A 19052-nucleotide genomic window follows, 5' to 3' on the forward strand; every position below is an offset into this window, starting at 1 on the left:
CGGCGGGCTCCTGGCACGTCCGGTCCCGCGCCGACCTCTCCACCAGCAAGGGAGCTGTGCGATGAGCAACAAGGCCTCGAGCTCGCGGCTCGCCGGTGACGCGAACACCGCGGCAGTCATCCGGATCAGCATCGTCGCCGCCTTCGGCGGCTTTCTCTTCGGCTACGACTCCGCCGTGATCAACGGCGCCGTCGCGTCCCTCCGGACCGAGTTCGGCATCGGTCCCGCCGTGCTCGGCACCACCGTGGCCTCGGCCCTCCTCGGCGCGGCCGTCGGCGCGTTCTTCGGCGGGCGGATCGCCGACCGCCTGGGCCGCGTTCCCGTCATGAAGATCGCCGCGGTGATGTTCCTGCTCAGCGCGCTCGGCTGCGGCCTGGCGTACCACCTGAGCTGGTTCATCGTCTGGCGCGTCGTCGGCGGCATCGCCGTGGGCGTCGCCTCCGTGATCGCCCCGGCGTACATCGCCGAGGTCGCCCCCGCAGCGGTGCGCGGACGGCTCGGCTCGCTGCAGCAGCTGGGCATCGTGCTCGGCATCTTCGTCTCGCTCACGGTCGACGCGCTGCTGGCGGCCTGGGCCGGCGGCGCGGACGAGACGCTCTGGCTCGGGCTGGAGGCCTGGCGCTGGATGTTCCTGGCGATGGCCGTGCCCGCGGTGACCTACGGCATCGGCGCCTTCGCCATCCCGGAGTCCCCCCGGTACCTGGTGCTCGCAGGCCGCCCCGACGACGCCCGCCAGGTGCTGACCGGCCTCCAGGGGATCGTCTCCGCCAACGACCGCGTCCAGGCGATCCAGCAGTCCGTCCACTCCGAGCGCAAGCCGCGGATGTCCGACCTGCGCGGCCGCATGGCAGGTCTGAAGCCCATCGTGTGGGTCGGCATCGGCCTCGCCGCCCTGCAGCAGTTCGTCGGCATCAACGTGATCTTCTACTACTCCAACGTGCTGTGGCAGTCGGTCGGCTTCACCGAGGCGGACTCGTTCACCATCACCGTGATCACCTCGGTGACCAACGTCGTCGTCACCGTCGTGGCGATCGCCCTGGTCGACCGCGTCGGCCGGCGCCCGCTGCTGCTCGTGGGCTCGGCGGGCATGACCCTCTCCCTGGCCACCCTGGCCGTGCTCTTCGCCACGGCGAACGTCGTCGACGGCGCACCGCAGCTCGGCCCCACCGCCGGCCCGATCGCCCTCGTGGCCGCCAACCTCTTCGTGGTGTTCTTCGGCGTCTCCTGGGGCCCCATGATGTGGGTCCTGCTCGGCGAGATGTTCCCGAACCAGATCCGCGGTGCCGCCCTGGCCGTGGCCGGGTTCGTGCAGTGGATCGCCAACTTCGTGGTCACCGTGTCCTTCCCGCCCCTGGCCGCCGCCTCCCTGGGTCTCGCCTACGGGCTGTACGCGTTCTTCGCCCTCATCTCGCTGCTCTTCACGATCAAGATGGTCCGCGAGACCACCGGCGTGGAACTCGAGGACATGACGGACTGAACGGTCCGCGCACGCTCCCCAGACGGCGGGCCCCTCCCCATCCGGGAGGGGCCCGCCGTCGTCCGTGCTCCCGTCCCGGCCCGCCGGCGCCGGTGTCGGCTCACCGCGCTCTCGGGGCCGGGTGAGGGGATGATTACCCGTTCGTGACCGTCACGACACAGAACGCGCGGCGCATCGGGTATTTTCGGAGGACCGCGAACGACCCGGTACCTGAGCCCGGGTTCCGCGCACCCACGTTCCGCGTTCATTTTCAACGGCGAAAAGGACCCCAGGTTGACCCAGATCACAGCGGACCCCGCTTCCCCCGCACAGGCCGCCGACCGCAAGTCGGCGGGCCACGTCATCGTGGACACGCTCGTGGCCCACGGCGTGCAGCGCACCTACGTGGTGCCCGGTGAGTCCTACCTGGACGTCCTCGACGGGCTGCACGCCTCCCCGATCGAGACCGTGGTGTGCCGCCACGAGGGCGGTGCGGCCTACATGGCCGAGGCCGACGGGAAGATGAACCCCGTTCCGGGGGTGGCCATGGTCACCCGCGGGCCCGGGGCGGCCAACGCCCACGTGGGCCTGCACACCTCCTGGCAGGACTCCACCCCGATGGTGCTGTTCGTCGGGCTGATCCCCTTCGAGCACCGCGACCGCGAGGCGTTCCAGGAGTTCGACCCGCACGCCTGGTTCGACTCCGGGGCCAAGCGCGTGATGGTCCTCGACCACCCCGAACGCGCCTCCGAGATCGTGGCCGAGGCCATGTTCGCGGCCAACTCCGGCCGCCCCGGACCCGTGGTGGTGGGCCTGCCCGAGGACATCATCAAGGTCGAGATCGACGCGAAGCTGCACCCGCCGATCCCGGTGGCCACCGGCGGGATGACCGTCAACGACTGGAAGGCCCTGCGCGATGCCCTGGAGGCGGCCGACAAGCCGTTGTTCGTCACCGGCGGCAACGACTGGACGACCGAGGGCGCCGCGGGGCTCACCGCCTGGCTGGAGGAGCACCACCTGCCGGCCGCCGCCGAGTGGCGCACCGAGGGCACCGTGCCCTTCGACTCGGACTCCTACGTGGGACCGATCGGCTACGGCCGCCCCGCCTTCACCCGGCAGCTGCTGGAGGAGACCGACCTGCTGGTCTTCGTGGGCACCGTCCCGGGGGATGTCATCACCAACGGCTTCCTGGTCCGCCAGGACTGGCAGAAGAAGAACTTCCTCGTCACCATCGACCCGTCCCTGCGGGGCCGGTCGGGGGCGGTGTCCTACCAGATCGTGGCCAAGCCCGACGTGTTCGTGCGCGACCTCGTGCGCATCGACCTGCCCGTGAAGGACACCTGGAAGGAGTGGACGAACCGGCTGCGCGCCGCCCAGGTGGCCTTCTCCACCCCCGCCCCGCTCGTCACCGCCGACACCCCGGCCGAGGCCCCGGCGCGGATGGACACCCTGATGGCCCACCTCGTGGCCGGGCTGCCCCACGACGCCATGGTGACCTTCGGGGCCGGGGAGCACACCAACTGGGCCCACCGCTACTTCCCCACCCAGGGCTACGCGGCGATGATCTCCGCGCGCAACGGCTCGATGGGCTACTCGGTGCCCTCGGCCGTCGCGGCGTCCCTGCGCTTCCCGGGCCGTCGGGTGGTGACCATCGCCGGTGACGGGGAGTTCCTGATGAACGGCCAGGAGCTGGCCACCGCCGCCCAGTACGGGGCGACCCCGCTGGTGATCGTGATGGACAACCAGGAGTACGGCACGATCCGCACCCACCAGGAGCGCGACTACCCGCACCGGGTCTCGGGCACCCAGCTCAAGAACCCGGACTTCGCGCTCATGGCCGAGGCCTTCGGCGGGTTCGGGGTGCGCGTGGAGCACGACGCCGAGATCCCCGCCGCCCTCGAACAGGCCTTGACGGCCATCGACGACCAGGGCCGCTTCGCGCTGATCCACCTCGTCGTGGAGCAGCGCGTCAAGGCCTACTGACCCGGACCGCACCCGGCGAGGGGCGGTGCCGTGCGCGGACCTTCCCGGGTCCGCGCACGGCACCGCCCCTCGCCGCGTTCCGGGCGCCGCTCAGCCCGCCAGGGGGTGCGCCAGCTCGTCTTCGCGCATCCGTCCCGCCCACAGGGCGGCGAGGCCCAGCAGCGGGGTCAGGAGGGCCACCGTCCAGAAGATCACCGGCAGGGGGACCACCTGGGCGACCGGCCCGGCGAGCGCCATCGAGACCGGCATCAGGGCGATCGACACGAAGAAGTCGAGGCTCGAGACCCGCCCGAGCATGTGCCGCGGGACGCGGCGCTGCAGCAGGGTGCCCCACAGCACCATGCCGGCCCCGTCCCCGGCGCCCACGGCGGCGAGGCACAGCGCCATGACCCCGAAGGAGTCGGTCGTGGCCACGAGCCCGAAGGGCAGCGTGCCGAGCCCCCACAGCCCGATCATCCAGCTGAGGTAGCGCCTCGGCAGCGGCAGGGACGCGACGGCGAGCGACGCGAGCGCGCTCGCCCCGCCGTAGCAGGCCAGGAGGTAGCCGAAGGTGGAGGCGTCCCCGCCCAGCCGCTCCTGCACGATGAAGGGCACCAGGACCTCCAGCGGGCCGAGCAGCAGGAAGACCGCGAGCACCGCCCACAGGAGCGTCCACAGCAGCCACGGGGTGCGCAGGGTGTAGCGCACGCCCTCCATGAGGTCCTCTCCCACGGACGAGGCCCTCCCCCCGGTCGTCTCCTCCCCTGCTGTCCTCCCGGCCACGGCCTCCGCAGGCCCGTCCCGCGCGGGCTCGTCCGGCATGCGCAGCCGCAGCAGCAGCAGGAACGCCACCGCGTGGCACAGCGCGATGAGCGCCACGGCGCCGGCGGGCGCCGAGATCCCGATGAGCACCCCGGCCACCGCGGGGCCGGCGGCCTGCTGCAGCAGCGGGCGCGCGGTGCCCTCCGTGCCGTTCGCGGCCAGCAGCTGGTGCGCGGGCAGGATCCGGGGCAGGGAGGCCGAGTAGGCGGGGTAGAAGAAGCCCAGGGTCGCGGAGAACACGAACGCCGCCGCGGCCAGGTGCCACAGCCGCAGCACCCCGGTGAGGGACAGCACGGTCACGGCCAGGGCGGTCACCGCGTTGGCGGCCTCGACCACCCGCAGCACGGCCGCGAGCGGGAGCCGGTCCGCGGCGATCCCGCCCACCAGCACGAAGGCCACGATGCCGAGGGCCCCGACGGCCGTCACCCCGGAGAGGTCCACCGCGCTCCCGCCGAGGCGGACGACCTGCTGGACGAGGGCGACCGCCCACATCCCCGTGCCGAAGACGCTCACGAACATGGCGGACGCGAGCACACGGTACTGGCCCAGCCGGAAGGGGGCCAGCGCGCGGGGCAGGGGCATGGCACCAGTCTAGGGAGCAGGCTCCCGCGGCTCCGCGGCCGCGCGGTGGTCGGCGCGGCCCGATCCGTAGCAGACTGGGGAGGTGCAGACCTTCCTCCCGTACCCCGACTTCGCCCGCTCCGCGCGCGTGCTCGACCGCCGACGGCTCGGCAAGCAGCGGGTGGAGACCCTCCAGGTGCTGCGCGCCGCGACCGTGCCCGGCTACGGGTGGTTCCGCCACCCCGCCACCGCGATGTGGTCCCAGCACGTCCCCGCCCTCGTGGCCTACGGACGGGCGATGGTGGACGAGTGGACCGCCCGCGGCGGCGCCGACAGCACCGGGTGGCAGATCCGCGAGTTCGCCCCGCAGGAGTGGGACCGCAGTCCGGACGACGGCGTCTCCGGGCCGCCCCCGTGGCTCGGGGACGAGGCCCTGCACCGCTCGCACCGGTCCAACCTGCTCCGCAAGGACGAGGACTTCTACCGCCCGCTGTTCCCGGAGGACCCTGCCGGGCTCGACTACGTCTGGCCCGTGCCGGCGGAGGGCCGCGCTCACCTCACGGAACCGGGGCACGGCCACCGCGCCTGGGTCCTGGGCCCCGGAGCGCACGAGGAGGCCGGGGCCGCCGTCGTCGTGCCCTTCCGGGTGCCCGAGGGCATCCGGGAGAGCCACTGGGTCCACGCCCTGGAACGGATCGAGCACGACCTGCGGGAGGGCGAGCCGGTGCTGCTGCTCCACGGGGCCCCCGGCCCCGAGCAGGTCGTGGAGCGGGCCGTGCTCGCCGAGAACGTCCACCATGCCGTCGCCGGGTTCTCCCTCGAGCTCGAGCGGGTGGACCGGGTGCTGCGCCGCGAGCTCCCGGAACCGGCACGGCTGCAGTCCCCGCGTCCCCTCTTCGCGGTTCCCGCCGGGTCCGTCGGCACCACCGGCGCTCCTGCGACCGCCGGGGAGGACCGGGAGGCGTGAGCGCCGCGAGCGTCCGGAGGTCCGGCGGCCTCGGCGCCTGAGGCTCCGTTGTTACCGAAGGGTTAATTCTCCGTCATGGGGGATCCCTGGCCGTATCCCATGGGTAGCATGTCACCCACCCGGCGCGCTCTCCGCGCCGGCCCCGAGGAGGTGCGCATGCGAGGGTTCCACGTCCCCGCGACCGGGACCGTCATGGTCACCGACCGCCCCGGACCGGGTGCCGGCCGGCCGGCCGGCTGCCCCGCCGAGCGGGCTGTCGGCCCATGACCGCCCCCTGGGCCCCCGGCGCAGCCCTGTCCACGGGGCCCCGCACCGGGCAGCACGCCGACACCGGGGCCGCTGCACCGATCCTGCCGTCCGTGACCGCGACAACGGGCAGCTCTCTCGCCGCGCAGGTCATGACGGCCGTGCGCCGGGCCATCACGGCCGGGGAGATGGAGCCGGGCCGGCTCTACTCGGTCCAGCAGCTGGCCTCCGTCATGAACGTCTCCCGCAGCCCGGTCCGCGAGGGCCTCCTGCGCCTGGGGGAGGCCGGGCTGATCCGCTTCCACCGCAACCGCGGGTTCGAGATCGTCGACGTCAGCCCCGACGACGTCGCGCAGATCTTCGCGGTGCGCATCGCGCTCGAGGTCCCCGCCGCGCGCCGCACCGCCCGGTTCGCCCCGGCCGAGGAGCTGGGCCGGGTCCGAGCCCAGTGGGAGACCCTGCACGCGACCGCCCGCACCGGCGACGCGGAGGCGTCCACCGAGGCCGACGAGGGTCTGCACCGGCTCCTGCTGCACCTGGCCGGCAACCGGCAGGCGGCCGAGCTGGTGGCGCGGCTGCGCACCACCACCTCCTTCCTGACGGTCGTTGCGGATGCGACCCTGCGCCCGCCGACCGTCGTGGCCGGGGAGCACGACGCCCTGGTCCACGCCGTCCTGGAGCGCGACGAGGAGGGCGCCGGAGCGGCGATGCGCGAGCACCTCCTCCACACGGCCGCCCTGCTGATCGCCCAGGCGCTGCGCGCCCGGGGCACGCCCGAGCAGCAGGTCGCTGCCCTGGCCGAGCAGGTGCGCGACGACGCCGTGGCCGACTACTGACCACCGCGCGACCATCCCGCCCTCCTCAGTCCTCCCGGGACAGGGGGAGGTGCACGACGAAGCGGCAGTGTCCGCCGGGGTCCTCGGCCGCGGCGACCGTGCCCCCGTGGGCGGCGACGATCTCCCGGCTGATGGCCAAGCCCAGCCCGGACCCGCCCGTGTCCCGCGCCCGTGAGCCGTCGAGGCGCACGAACCGCTCGAAGACCCGCTCGCGGTCCGCGGGGGCGATGGTGTCACCGTCGTTGTCCACGGTGACGACGGCGTGCTCCGCCTCCGCGGACAGCGACACCGCGATCCACGACGCCGCGTGCCGCTCCGCGTTGGAGAGCAGGTTGCGCAGGACCTGCTGCAGCCGCGCGGCGTCCCCCCGGATGCGCACCGGCTCCACGTGCACGCGCAGCTCGTGCCGCGCCGCCGGCCGCATCCGGGCGACCTCCTCGGCGACGACCTCGTCGAGGTCGGTGTCGGCGACGCGCAGGCTCAGCCCGGCGTCGTCGACCTTCGCGAGGGTCAGCAGGTCCTCCACGAGCCGGCCCATCCGCCGGGCCTGCGACCTCAGGACCGGCGAGAACTCCGTCCACGCGGCGCCCGAGGGGTCCGTCGCGGCGACGTCGATCGTGGTCGTCAGGGTGGCCAGCGGGCTGCGCAGCTCGTGCGAGGCGTCCGCCACGAAGCGCCGCTGCGCGCGGTCGGAGGACTCCAGCCGGTCGAGCATGCCGTTCATCGTGGTCGCGAGCACCGCGATCTCGTCCCAGGTCGGCGGCACGTCGACGCGCTCGTCGAGCCGCGCGGTGCCGATGCCCCGCACCTGATCGGTGATCCGCCGCACCGGGGCCAGGGAGCGGCCCACCAGGAACCACATCAGACCGGCGCCGAGGAGGACGAGAAGGGGCCCTCCCAGCAGCAGGAAGAGGCCCACGGCGCGCACCACGTCCTGCTGCAGCGACATGGGCACCGCCACGACCATGACGTACGGCACGTCGTTGACGTACATGCCATATGCGACATACACGAACTCGTCCGTGCCCTCGAGCCCCCCGGAGTCGTCCCGCGCCGAGTCGTAGGACTCGCCGGGCGCCACACCGGGCACCGGGAGCTCCAGGGCACGCGCGGCGGGCGGGGAGGCCGCGACCACCTCTCCGTCCTCGTCCTGCAGCTGCACGACCACGCCGGGCCTACCGAGGCCCTGGGCCAGCTCGCCGAGGTCGGCCCTCGTGTACACGGCGGGGACGCCCGTGTCGCGGCTGCCGTCGCGCGGCAGGGCGAACTCCCGCAGGATCTCGCCCTGCCGCGAGAGGGCCTGCTCGTGGGCGGCGGTGACGGCGGACCGGCCCAGCACGTCGAGCAGGACTCCCCCGGTCACCGCCAGCACGAGCAGGATGAGCAGGGCGGCGGCCGCCGTGCTCCGCGCCCGCACGCCCCACCGTGCGAGGAGGAGCGGTCGGTGGCCGGTCACGGCGCGGGGTCCGGGAGGTCGTCGGGCACCAGGCGGTAGCCCATCCCCCGGACCGTCTGCAGCGTGGAGAGCCCGAACGGGGCGTCGATCTTCTTGCGCAGGTAGCCCACGTAGACCTCCACGATGTTCTCGGAGCCCTCGAAGTTGGCGTCCCACGCGTTGTCCATGATCTCGAGCTTGGAGACGACCTTCTCCTTGTTCTGGATCAGGAACTGGAGGATCACGTACTCCTTGGCGGTCAGCTCGAGCGCCTGGCCCCGCCGGGTCACCGTGCGGCGCACGGGGTCCAGCTGGAGCGACCCGGCGGTGAGGACCACCGGCCGCTCCGGCGCGCCGCGGCGGATCAGCGCCCGCAGCCGTGCCACGAGCACGAGGAAGCTGAAGGGCTTGGTGAGGTAGTCGTCGGCCCCGAGGTCGAACGCGTCGGTCTGGTCGTACTCGCCGTCCTTGGCCGTGAGCATGAGCACGGGCGTCCAGTTCTGGGCGGCGCGCATCTCCTCCAGGATCGTGTACCCGTTCCTGCCCGGGAGCATGAGGTCCAGGACGACGACGTCGTAGGGGTTCTCCCGCGCGAGCCACGCCCCGGTGATCCCGTCGTGCGCGACGTCGACCACGAACCCCTCGTTGCGCAGGCCGCGGCGCAGCGACTCCGCGAGGTCCACCTCGTCCTCGACCAGCAGCACCCGCACCCGTGCCCTCCGTCCTCGTGTCCGTCCCGTGCCGCCCCGCCCGGCCGGCGGAGCTCCTCCAGTGTCCCGCACGGCCGCTGAGAAGTTCTTGAGGACGCCGCCCCGCCGGGACAGGACGGCCCGGGGATCTTCTCCCCACCCAGTGCATTAAGTTGTCCACAGCTGTGGAGAACGATGTGCACGCACGGCTCTCCACAGCGTTATTAACAGGTGTGGACCGCTCGGGAACAGCGTCCACACACCTGTGCACAGCTGTGGAAACACACGCGTGTAAGTTGTCGACAGCTGTGGACGACCGCTGTGGACAGTGTCCGCAGCACAGGGCCGGGGTCCGGGCTCAGCGCCCGCGCGCGCGGCCCCGGCGCAGCGTGAGCGTGTACCCGAAGGCCACGAGAGCCCCCGTCACGAGACCGCCCAGGTGCGCCTGCCAGGCGATGCCCGGGAAGAGGAAGCCGAAGGCGAGGTTCACGCCGATGAGGACCACGATCGGGGTGATCGACTGGCCCAGGTGCCGCTGCAGCACGAAGAGGGCGCCGAAGAGGCCGAAGATCCCGCCCGAGGCGCCGACCACCAGGGTGTACGGGGACGCGAGCAGCAGCACGCCGAGGGAGCCGCCCAGGACGGAGAGCCCGAACAGCAGCAGGAACCGGGCCCGGCCCAGGGCCGGCTCCAGCATCTGCCCGAACAGGTACAGGGTGTACATGTTCAGGAGCAGGTGCAGCGGGTTGGTCGTCGAGTGCAGGAAACCGCTCGTCAGCATCCGCCACGGCTCGGACGTGGTGGTCACGGGCGCGTAGGCGAACAGCTGCAGCAGGCCCACCCCGACGACCAGGGCCAGCCACTGCAGCGCGTACACCACCACGTTGGCCCCGATCAGCCACCACGTGACGAGCATGGCCGAGCCGCGGGCCGCGCGCCCGCCGAGGCTCGTGCGGTAGGCGGGCCGTGACCGCGCGGCCTCCTGCACGCAGTCGACGCAGTGCACCCCCACGGCCGCCGAGCGCTGGCACTCGGGGCACACGGGGCGCCCGCAGCGCTGGCACAAGACGTAACTGGGCCGGTCCGGATGACGGGGGCACACGGGGACCTGCCCCCCGGTGGACGTGCCGTACTGCGGTCGCTCGCCGCTCACTGGAACTCCTCACGGATCGGCCCCGGGGGCCGGGTCGTCGGACGCCACCGGGGATCGCGGCGACGTCGATGGGGGGTCGTTGGAACGGGACGGCGCAGGCCCGCCCGGATCGTTCCGGGCGGGCCTGCGCCGCGCGTCCCCGGCTCCGCACGGGGCGGGGGACGCAGGTCCTGGTCGGACCCGGTGCTCGGGACTACAGCTGCTCGACGTCGATCGAGGTGATCACGCAGTCCTCGACGGGGCGGTCCATGGCGCCCGTGCGGACGCCGTTGAGCTCGTCGACGACCTTGCGGGACGCGTCGTCGGCGACCTCGCCGAAGATCGTGTGCTTGCCCTGCAGCCAGGTGGTGGGGGCCGTGGTGATGAAGAACTGGGAGCCGTTGGTGCCCCGGCCGTTGCGCTTGCCGGCGTTGGCCATGGCGAGGACGTACGGCTGGTTGAAGTCGAGCTCGGGGTGGATCTCGTCGTCGAACTCGTAGCCCGGCCCGCCGATGCCCTGGCCCAGCGGATCGCCGCCCTGGATCATGAAGTCGCGGATGATGCGGTGGAAGACCACGTCCTTGTAGAGGGGACCGGACTGCTTCTCACCGGTGCGGGGGTCGCTCCACTCCTGGGTGCCGTCCGAGAGACCGATGAAGTTCTTGACGGTCTTCGGGGCGTGGTTGCCGAAGAGGTTCACGACGATGTCACCGTGGTTGGTGTGGATCGTCGCCTTGGCGGTGGGGATGGCAGAAGTCATGGGGTCATTCTTGCACGGGGCGCCGAGGCCCTCCCAAGGGCCCCGGTCCCGTTCAGCGCACAGTGAAAAGCCGCGGGATCGCGCGGCGGGGCCTCCACGCGCCGAACCCCTGCCCGTATGCTGACACTGGATTGTCACGACCCGAGGAGGGATGGATTCATGAGCTTCAAGATGTCCAAGAGCGAGAAGACGACCGCGGCGGCCCAGGCGGCTGCGGAGAGCAAGGTCCTGGATGCCGGCGCGTGGGCGTCCAAGGAGATCGGCGAGCTGGCGCCGAAGCTGCAGCACGGCATCGAGGCCGGTGCCGCGGCGCTGGCCGGCGGCGTGGCCGCCGCGGGCCCCCGGGTGCAGGACAGCCTGGGCCGCGCCCACGAGATGTCCGACTCCGCGAAGCTGAAGGCCGCGGCCGCAGCGGCCCCGATCGCTGCGAAGGCCGTCGACCGGGCCACCGAGAGCCGCGCGGCGATGCAGGCGAAGTACGCCGGCGCCGCGGCCCTGCTGGCCGGCAAGTTCGCGGACGCGGACACCCCGGAGCAGCTCGAGGCCATCGTCACCCGGCTGACCGGGGACAAGAAGGCGGTCGCCAACGCGAAGAAGGCCGCCGCGCGCGTCGCCAAGGACTACGCGAAGCAGCAGAAGAAGGCCGAGAGCTCGCACAAGGGCCTGCTCGTGCTGGGCCTGCTCGTGGCCGGCGGCGCGGCCGGCGTGGCCGCGTGGAAGGCCTCGCGCCCCGTCGAGGACCCCTGGAAGACCCCGGCCGCCACGTCCCCGCGCGTGACCGCGTCCCCGGTGGCCCAGCAGAGCACCGTGGCCGCCGGCACCGGCGTGCAGGTCGACGACGTCGAGGACGCCACCACCCCGGCCGGCCAGCCCGGCGGCGTGTCGGGGGCGGCCTCCGAGGTCAAGGACAACGCCAAGAGCATCGGCGAGGACGCCAAGACCACGATCCACGAGGTCAAGGAGCAGATCCAGGGCAAGAAGGACGAGGCCTGATCCGGCGCTGAGCCCGGAGGACCTCGAAGGCCCCGCCCCCTCGTGGGGGCGGGGCCTTCCGCATGGGTCCGGTCGGGTGCTCAGCCCTGGAGCGCGGTGAACAGCACCGCGCACACGGCGATCGCCACGCTGGTGAACACGCCGTTGCGCCGGCGCTCGGGGGTGCGCCGGGTGTTGAGCAGCCACAGCAGGGTGAAGGCGAGGAAGGGCATGAACAGCGCCCCGAGCACGCCGTAGAGGAGGATGAGGAACACCGGCTTGCCGAGGGCCAGCAGCGCCATGGGCGGGAAGGTGAGCCAGACCAGGTAGAACTTGAAGTACCTGCCGCCGGTGAGGGTGTCGGGGTGGCCGCTGGGCTTGTTGCGGATGTTGCCCCAGAAGTCGGCGAACATCAGGGAGACCCCGGACCACACGCCCACCACGGACGAGAACGACGCCGCCCAGAAGCCGACGAGGAAGACGGGGCCGACGGGGCCGACGTAGCGCTCCTGGAGGACGTCGGCCAGGTCGAGCAGGCCCTCGTCGCCGGCGCTGATGGCGTAGCCGGCCGAGTGGAGGACCTCGACGCCGATGACGAGCATGGCGATCACGAAGATGCCGGTCACCGCGTAGACGGTCGTCCACCTCCCGAGCGGGCGCCAGCCCTCGAAGATGGTGCGCCCGGTGGACAGGGAGCACCGGCCGGCGCCCTCCACGAGGACGACCTTGAGGACGGTCCCGAGCACCACGGCCCACAGCAGGCCGTGGCCGAAGCGGGAGCCGGCGGTGAGGGTGGCCACGAGGTCCGCGGCGCCCACGCCCGTGGCCGCGACGACCAGTCCGGGGCCCACGATCTTCCAGCCGCTGACCTTCTCGAGGGGTTCGTCCGGGTCGACGCCCGGCGCGGGGGCGAGCGCCTTCATGGCGTGGTCGTCCTGCTGCATGCCTCTCCAGGCCGTCCCGGCCCCCGGCCCGGGACGGCCTGGAGGCGCTGCGACCGGCGTGCCACGGGTCGCATTTCCCCGGCGCGCGGCGGGGCGGGGCGCACCGGACGCGCCCGGGCAGGAAAAATCCCGACCGAGCGGGTGCTCGATCGGGATCGGATGTGGTGGAGACGAGGGGACTCGAACCCCTAACCCTCTGCTTGCAAAGCAGATGCGCTACCAATTGCGCCACGTCCCCGCAGTTCCGGGCTACTCCACCTCGTCGGTGGCGTCGGCCCAGGCCGTGCGGTCGGCATCGGCCTCGCGCAGCTTCGTGAGCACCGCGACGGACGCGCCGATCAGAGCCACTGTCGCAGCCAATTTCCTGTTCACGACCGCCTCCTGGCCTGGCAGTGTTGGGAACCGTGGGCGTACCAGGAATTGAACCTGGGACCTCTTCGTTATCAGCGAAGCGCTCTAACCGTCTGAGCTATACGCCCTTCCAGCCCTTGCGGACCGAGAAGAAACGATACCCGAGTTGCCGACCCGTGCCAAATCGCCCGGGCACGGGCCGGCGCCCCGGGATCCGCGGGGTCAGTCGTCCGTGAGGGTGACCCCGACGCCGCCCACGAGGGCCGCCGCGATGTTGTAGAGCAGCGCGGCCAGCACGGACAGCGCGGTCAGCAGGATGACGTTGACGACGGAGACGATCGTCGCGAAGATCGCCACCTGCCCCAGGGACAGGAAGTCCTTGATGTCCAGGGCCCCGCCCGTGCCGCCCAGCATGCCGAGCAGCTCGTTGATGCCGTCGAACAGGCCCGTGAGGTCCAGGACGATCCACAGCACCACCGAGGCGACCACGGTGATGATCCCGAGCGCCACCGACAGCAGGAACGCGAGCTTGAGCACCGACCAGGTGTCCACCTTGGAGACGACCAGCCGGGCCCGGCGCACGCGCGGGCGCGGGGCGGGCCGGACCAGGCCCTTGGTGGAGGCCCCGGGCTTCGGGCCCGCCGCCGGCCGGGCGGCGGGAGCCTTCTGCGGGGCGGTCCCCGACGCCGGGCGCACCGGGGCGGGACTCGTCCGGGGCGCGGACGCGAGGGGGGCGCGTCCGGACTTGCCGGCGGCGTTGGAGCCGGAACTCGAGCTCATGCGTTACCTCCGTTGTTCTTCGCGTCCAACGCTACTTCATCGTCGTCCGCGTCCCCGCTTCCGGGGACGGGCTCGAGCACCTCGGCCTCCTGGAGGCCGGCCTCCTCGGCGTCCAGGACGTCGGCCGTCTCCATGGTCTCGTCGAGCTGCACGTCGACCTCGGCCACCGCCTCGGCGTCGACCTCCTCCGCGATCTCGCGTTCGGCGTTGCGGGCCACGCCCACGATCGAGTCGCCCTGGGCGGGCTTCGCGAAGATCACGCCCATGGTGTCGCGACCCTTGGCGGGGACCTCCGAGGCGCTGGTGCGCACGACCTTGCCGGCCTCCATGATCACGAGGACCTCGTCCTCCTCGCCGACGATGAGCCCGCCGACCAGGCGGCCGCGCTGCTCGGCGAGCTTGGCGACCTTGATGCCGAGGCCGCCGCGGCCCTGCACCCGGTACTCGTCGACCTTGGTCCGCTTGGCGTAGCCGCCCTCGGTCACCACGAACACGTAGGACTCGTCGGTGACCACGTTGGCGGACAGCAGCTCGTCGCCGTCGCGGAACTTCATGCCGGTGACGCCCGAGGTGGCCCGGCCCATCGGGCGCAGCACGTCGTCGGTGGCGGTGAAGCGCAGGGACATGCCGTTGCGGGAGATCAGCAGCAGGTCGTCCTCGGCGGAGGCCAGCTGGGCGGAGACGAGCTCGTCGCCGTCGCGCAGGTTGATCGCGATGACCCCCGCGGAGCGGTTCGTGTCGTAGTCCTCCAGGCGGGTCTTCTTGACCAGGCCGCTGCGGGTGGCCAGGACGAGGTACGGTGCGTCGTCGTAGGAGCGCAGCTCCATGACCTGCGCGATCCGCTCCCCCGGCTGGAAGGCCATCAGGTTCGCGACGTGCTGGCCCTTCGCGTCCCGGCCCGCCTCGAGCAGCTCGTAGGCCTTGGTGCGGTAGACCCGTCCCAGGTTCGTGAAGAACAGGATCCAGTTGTGGGTGGTGGTGACGAAGAAGTGCTCGACGACGTCGTCGCCGCGCAGCTGCGCGCCCTTGACGCCCTTGCCGCCGCGGCGCTGGGACCGGTACTGGTCGGAGCGCGTGCGCTTGACGTATCCGCCGCGGGTGATGGTCACGACCATCTCCTCCTCGGGGATGAGGTCCTCCATCGACATGTCGCCGCCGTAGCCGAGCATGATCTCCGAGCGGCGGTCGTCGCCGAAGCGGGCCACGATCTCGTCGAGCTCCTGCGCGATGATCCCGCGCTGGCGCTCCTCCGAGGCGATGATCTCGGTGTACTCCGCGATGAGCCGCTCGAGCTCGGCGTGGCGGTCCACGATCTTCTGCCGCTCCAGGGCCGCGAGCCGGCGCAGCTGCATGTTGAGGATGGCCTGCGCCTGGTCCTCGTCGATCTGCAGCAGCCCCATGAGCCCGGAGCGGGCGTCGTCGGCCGTCGGGGAGCGGCGGATCAGGGCGATTACCTCGTCGAGGGCGTCGAGCGCCTTGAGCAGGCCCCGCAGGATGTGGGCCTCGGCCTCGGCCTGGCGCAGGCGGTACCGGGTCCGGCGGACGATGACGTCCATCTGGTGGGTGACCCAGTGCCGGATGAACGCGTCGAGGCTCAGCGTGCGCGGCACGCCGTCCACGAGCGCGAGCATGTTCGCGGAGAAGTTGTCCTGCAGCTGCGTGTGCTTGTAGAGGTTGTTCAGCACGACCTTCGGGACGGCGTCGCGCTTGAGCACGATGACGAGGCGCTGACCGGTGCGCCCCGAGGTCTCGTCGCGGATGTCGGCGATCCCGGTGATCCGCCCGTCCTTGACGAGGTCGGCGATCTTCATGGCCAGGTTGTCCGGGTTCGCCTGGTACGGCAGCTCGGTGACCACCAGGCAGGTGCGCCCGTGGATCTCCTCCACGTTGACCACCGCGCGCATCGGGATGGACCCGCGGCCGGTGCGGTAGGCATCCTCGATCCCCTTGCGGCCGAGGATCTGCGCGCCGGTCGGGAAGTCGGGGCCCTTGATCCGCGCGATGAGCTCCTCGAGGAGCACCTCGCTGGAGGCGTCCGGGTTCTTCAGGTACCACTGCACGCCGTCCGCGACCTCGCGCAGGTTGTGCGGCGGGATGTTGGTGGCCATGCCCACGGCGATGCCCGAGGAGCCGTTGACGAGCAGGTTGGGGAACCGGGACGGGAGGACCGCCGGCTCCTGGTTCTTGCCGTCGTAGTTGTCCTGGAAGTCGACGGTCTCCTCGTGGATGTCCCGGACCATCTCCATGGCGATGGGCGCCATCTTGGTCTCGGTGTAGCGCGGGGCCGCGGCGCCGTCGTTGCCGGGAGAGCCGAAGTTCCCCTGGCCGAGGGCGAGCGGGTAGCGCATGACCCAGTCCTGGATCAGGCGCACGAGGGCGTCGTAGATCGCGGAGTCGCCGTGCGGGTGGTACTGGCCCATGACCTCGCCGACCACGCGGGCGCACTTGTTGAAGGAGCGCTCCGGCCGGTAGCCGCCGTCGTACATCGCGTAGATCACCCGGCGGTGCACCGGCTTGAGCCCGTCGCGGACGTCCGGCAGGGCCCGGCCCACGATGACCGCCATCGCGTAGTCGAGGTAGGACCGCTGCATCTCCGTCTGCAGGTCCACCTGCTCCACGCGGTCGGTCAGCACGGGGGTGTTCTCGAGGTCGCCGGAGGCCGCCGCGTCGTCCGGCGTCCGCCCGTCCTGGGTCTCGTCACTCATGAGGTCTTTCCGTTCTGTCTGCTGGTTCCCGGTGCTCCGCGTCCGCCGGCGAGCCGTGGTGCATGCTCAGCCAGGCATATGTCGCGGGTCAGATGTCGAGGAACCGGATGTCCTTGGCGTTCTGCTGGATGAACTCGCGGCGGGACTCCACGTCCTCGCCCATGAGCACGGAGAACGTCTGGTCCGCCGCGGCGGCGTCCTCCATGGTGACCTGCAGCAGGGTGCGCCGGTCGGGGTCCATCGTGGTGTCCCACAGCTCGGTGTAGTCCATCTCGCCGAGGCCCTTGTAGCGCTGGATGCCGTTGTCCTTGGGCAGGCGCTGGTTGTTGGCCAGCCCGCGCGCCACGACCTCGTCCCGCTCGGCGTCCGAGTAGACGTAGTCGTGCGGGGCGTTGGACCACTTGATGCGGTACAGCGGCGGCTGGGCGAGATAGACGAAGCCGTGCTCGATGAGCGGGCGCATGAAGCGGAACAGCAGCGTCAGCAGCAGCGTGGTGATGTGCTGGCCGTCCACGTCGGCGTCCGCCATGAGCACGATCTTGTGGTAGCGCGCCTTCTCGATGTTGAAGTCGTCGCCGATGCCCGCCCCGAAGGCCGTGATCATCGACTGCACCTCGGCGTTGGACAGCGCCCGGTCCAGGCGGGCGCGCTCCACGTTGAGGATCTTGCCGCGCAGCGGGAGGATCGCCTGGTGCGCGGGGTCACGGCCCTGGACCGCGGAGCCGCCCGCGGAGTCGCCCTCCACGAGGTAGATCTCGGAGACCGAGGGGTCCTTGGAGGAGCAGTCCTTGAGCTTGCCGGGCATGCCGCCGGACTCCAGCAGGCCCTTGCGCCGGGTGGTCTCGCGGGCCTTGCGGGCCGCCAGCCGCGCCTGCGACGCGTTGATCGCCTTGCGGATGATCTCCCGGGCGGCGGCGGGGTTGCGCTCGAGCCAGTCCCCGAACCGGTCGTTGACCTCGCGCTGGACGAAGGCCTTCGCCTCGGAGTTGCCGAGCTTGGTCTTGGTCTGCCCCTCGAACTGCGGCTCCGCGAGCTTGATCGAGATGACCGCGGTCAGGCCCTCGCGGACGTCGTCGCCCGTGAGGTTCTCGTCCTTGTCCCGGAGCAGCTTGTTCTCCCGGGCGTACCGGTTCACGAGCGAGGTCAGGGCCGCGCGGAAGCCCTCCTCGTGGGTGCCGCCCTCGTGGGTGTTGATCGTGTTGGCGTAGGTGTGCACCGACTCGCTGTACGCCGTGGTCCACTGCATCGCCAGCTCGAGCGACATCCTGCGCTCGGCGTCCTCGGACTCGATCGCGATGACGTCCTCGTGCACGAGGTCGGACTTCTTGGTGGTGTTGAGGAAGGTCACGTAGTCCAGCAGGCCGTGGTCGTACTTGTAGACGACCCGGCGGTGGCCGGCGGCGTCGTGGCCCGGGTGGTTGAGCTGGGGCGCGTCCGTGCCGCCGTCGCGGCCCTCGACGGGCTCGGCGGCGGGGTTGGGCGCGGAGCCCGCGATCTCCTCGCCGGACTCGTCCTGGTGCCGCTCGTCGGTCAGGGTGATCTTCAGGCCCTTGTTGAGGAACGCCATCTGCTGGAAGCGCGCCCGCAGGGTCTCGAAGTCGAAGTCGACGGTCTCGAAGATCGCCGGGTCCGGGTAGAAGACCTGGGTGGTGCCGGTCTCGCCGGTCTCCTCCCCCGGCACGAGCGGGCCCTGGGGCACGCCGCCGTCGGCGAACGCCATCCGCCACACGCGCCCCTGGCGCCGGACCTCGGTCTCGACGCGCCGGGAGAGGGCGTTGACCACGGAGATGCCCACGCCGTGCAGGCCGCCGGAGACGGCGTACCCGCCACCGCCGAACTTGCCGCCCGCGTGCAGGATCGTCATGACGACCTCGACGGTGGGCTTGCCCTCGGTCGGGTGGATGTCCACGGGGATGCCGCGGCCGTTGTCCACGACCTTGACCCCGCCGTCGGCCTGCAGGACGACCTCGATGTGGTCGCAGTAGCCGGCCAGGGCCTCGTCGACGGAGTTGTCGACGACCTCGTAGACGAGGTGGTGCAGCCCGCGCGGGCCGGTCGATCCGATGTACATGCCGGGCCGCTTCCGGACGGCCTCGAGCCCCTCCAGGACGGTGATGTCACCGGCGCCGTACTCGCGCTTCTGCGGTTCCTCTGTTGCCACGGGTTGCTGGCTCCTCCTGTTGGGCGTCGCGGCCGCTCCGGACAGCACAGGACGACGCCGATGAGACGTGCGGCGGCTCATCGGTTCTGCGGTGTCGGAGCGGTTCGACGTGGCCGGGTGCCCGCGCCGCGGGCGGGGGTGCCGCGATCGGCCGCGGGGGCCCGGTCCGTCGATTCCTGTCTGAGAACGATTCTACCGGAAAACGGGAGGCTCGGCGCGCCCGCAAATGCCCTTCAGCGGCCGGAGAACGGCCTCAGGACGTATTTTCGGGGG

14 protein-coding genes and 2 tRNA genes are annotated in these 19052 nt (G+C 71.8%); 5 read left to right on the forward strand and 11 right to left on the reverse strand.

Annotated elements, in window-relative coordinates; all coding sequences use genetic code 11:
* The first annotated feature begins 61 nt into the window (after nucleotides 1–61).
* Both ACYSMR_RS09115 and ACYSMR_RS09120 read left to right on the forward strand, forming a co-directional pair.
* Nucleotides 62–1477: a sugar porter family MFS transporter gene (locus ACYSMR_RS09115; RefSeq protein WP_251333670.1), complete on the forward strand. Its 1416-nt coding sequence runs from the start codon at nucleotides 62–64 to the stop codon at nucleotides 1475–1477.
* Between the two features lie 273 nt (nucleotides 1478–1750).
* Entirely contained in the window at nucleotides 1751–3439 is a 1689-nt protein-coding gene (locus ACYSMR_RS09120) for a thiamine pyrophosphate-dependent enzyme (protein ID WP_461744719.1), read from the forward strand.
* A gap of 90 nt (nucleotides 3440–3529) precedes the next feature.
* Here the strand turns inward: ACYSMR_RS09120 and ACYSMR_RS09125 are convergent, their stop codons facing one another.
* Nucleotides 3530–4822, reverse strand: coding sequence for an MFS transporter (locus ACYSMR_RS09125; protein ID WP_251333672.1), 1293 nt, complete (start codon nucleotides 4820–4822; stop codon nucleotides 3530–3532).
* Nucleotides 4823–4904: 82 nt separating this feature from the next.
* Here ACYSMR_RS09125 and ACYSMR_RS09130 point away from each other — a divergent pair, with 82 nt between their 5' ends.
* Both ACYSMR_RS09130 and ACYSMR_RS09135 read left to right on the forward strand, forming a co-directional pair.
* On the forward strand, nucleotides 4905–5768 hold the full coding sequence (locus ACYSMR_RS09130) for an MSMEG_6728 family protein (RefSeq protein WP_461744721.1): 864 nt from the start codon (nucleotides 4905–4907) through the stop codon (nucleotides 5766–5768).
* Nucleotides 5769–6031: 263 nt separating this feature from the next.
* Complete coding sequence (locus ACYSMR_RS09135) at nucleotides 6032–6850, forward strand: GntR family transcriptional regulator (RefSeq protein ID WP_461744723.1); 819 nt, start codon at nucleotides 6032–6034, stop codon at nucleotides 6848–6850.
* A gap of 25 nt (nucleotides 6851–6875) precedes the next feature.
* Here the strand turns inward: ACYSMR_RS09135 and ACYSMR_RS09140 are convergent, their stop codons facing one another.
* The 4 genes from ACYSMR_RS09140 to ACYSMR_RS09155 form a co-directional block, all read right to left on the reverse strand.
* Complete coding sequence (locus ACYSMR_RS09140; protein ID WP_461744725.1) at nucleotides 6876–8267, reverse strand: sensor histidine kinase; 1392 nt, start codon at nucleotides 8265–8267, stop codon at nucleotides 6876–6878.
* Between the two features lie 35 nt (nucleotides 8268–8302).
* Nucleotides 8303–8995, reverse strand: coding sequence for a response regulator transcription factor (locus ACYSMR_RS09145; protein WP_251333676.1), 693 nt, complete (start codon nucleotides 8993–8995; stop codon nucleotides 8303–8305).
* A 337-nt stretch (nucleotides 8996–9332) separates the two neighbouring features.
* Complete coding sequence (locus ACYSMR_RS09150; protein WP_461744728.1) at nucleotides 9333–10127, reverse strand: rhomboid family intramembrane serine protease; 795 nt, start codon at nucleotides 10125–10127, stop codon at nucleotides 9333–9335.
* A 193-nt stretch (nucleotides 10128–10320) separates the two neighbouring features.
* Nucleotides 10321–10866, reverse strand: coding sequence for a peptidylprolyl isomerase (locus ACYSMR_RS09155; RefSeq protein ID WP_251333678.1), 546 nt, complete (start codon nucleotides 10864–10866; stop codon nucleotides 10321–10323).
* Nucleotides 10867–11025: 159 nt separating this feature from the next.
* On the opposite strand from ACYSMR_RS09155, the gene ACYSMR_RS09160 reads away from it, so the two are divergent.
* Nucleotides 11026–11859, forward strand: a complete 834-nt coding sequence (locus ACYSMR_RS09160) for a hypothetical protein (RefSeq protein WP_309124905.1) — start codon at nucleotides 11026–11028, stop codon at nucleotides 11857–11859.
* Nucleotides 11860–11939: 80 nt separating this feature from the next.
* Here ACYSMR_RS09160 and ACYSMR_RS09165 read toward each other — a convergent pair whose 3' ends face one another.
* The 6 genes from ACYSMR_RS09165 to gyrB form a co-directional block, all read right to left on the reverse strand.
* Nucleotides 11940–12782 (reverse strand): Nramp family divalent metal transporter, encoded by an 843-nt coding sequence (locus ACYSMR_RS09165; RefSeq protein WP_461744731.1) that lies wholly within the window; start codon nucleotides 12780–12782, stop codon nucleotides 11940–11942.
* A 162-nt stretch (nucleotides 12783–12944) separates the two neighbouring features.
* Nucleotides 12945–13020 (reverse strand) — tRNA-Ala (locus ACYSMR_RS09170).
* A gap of 167 nt (nucleotides 13021–13187) precedes the next feature.
* Nucleotides 13188–13261: transfer RNA gene (locus ACYSMR_RS09175), tRNA-Ile, on the reverse strand.
* Nucleotides 13262–13355: 94 nt separating this feature from the next.
* Nucleotides 13356–13913: a DUF3566 domain-containing protein gene (locus ACYSMR_RS09180; protein WP_251333680.1), complete on the reverse strand. Its 558-nt coding sequence runs from the start codon at nucleotides 13911–13913 to the stop codon at nucleotides 13356–13358.
* Nucleotides 13910–16618: a DNA gyrase subunit A gene (gene gyrA, locus ACYSMR_RS09185; RefSeq protein WP_461744733.1), complete on the reverse strand. Its 2709-nt coding sequence runs from the start codon at nucleotides 16616–16618 to the stop codon at nucleotides 13910–13912. The genes ACYSMR_RS09180 and gyrA overlap by 4 nt, the downstream gene beginning before the upstream one ends.
* 88 nt (nucleotides 16619–16706) lie before the next feature.
* Nucleotides 16707–18779: a DNA topoisomerase (ATP-hydrolyzing) subunit B gene (gene gyrB, locus ACYSMR_RS09190; protein ID WP_309124902.1), complete on the reverse strand. Its 2073-nt coding sequence runs from the start codon at nucleotides 18777–18779 to the stop codon at nucleotides 16707–16709.
* Nucleotides 18780–19052: the final 273 nt, after the last annotated feature.

It is taken from the genome of Kocuria sp. U4B, assembly GCF_054875615.1.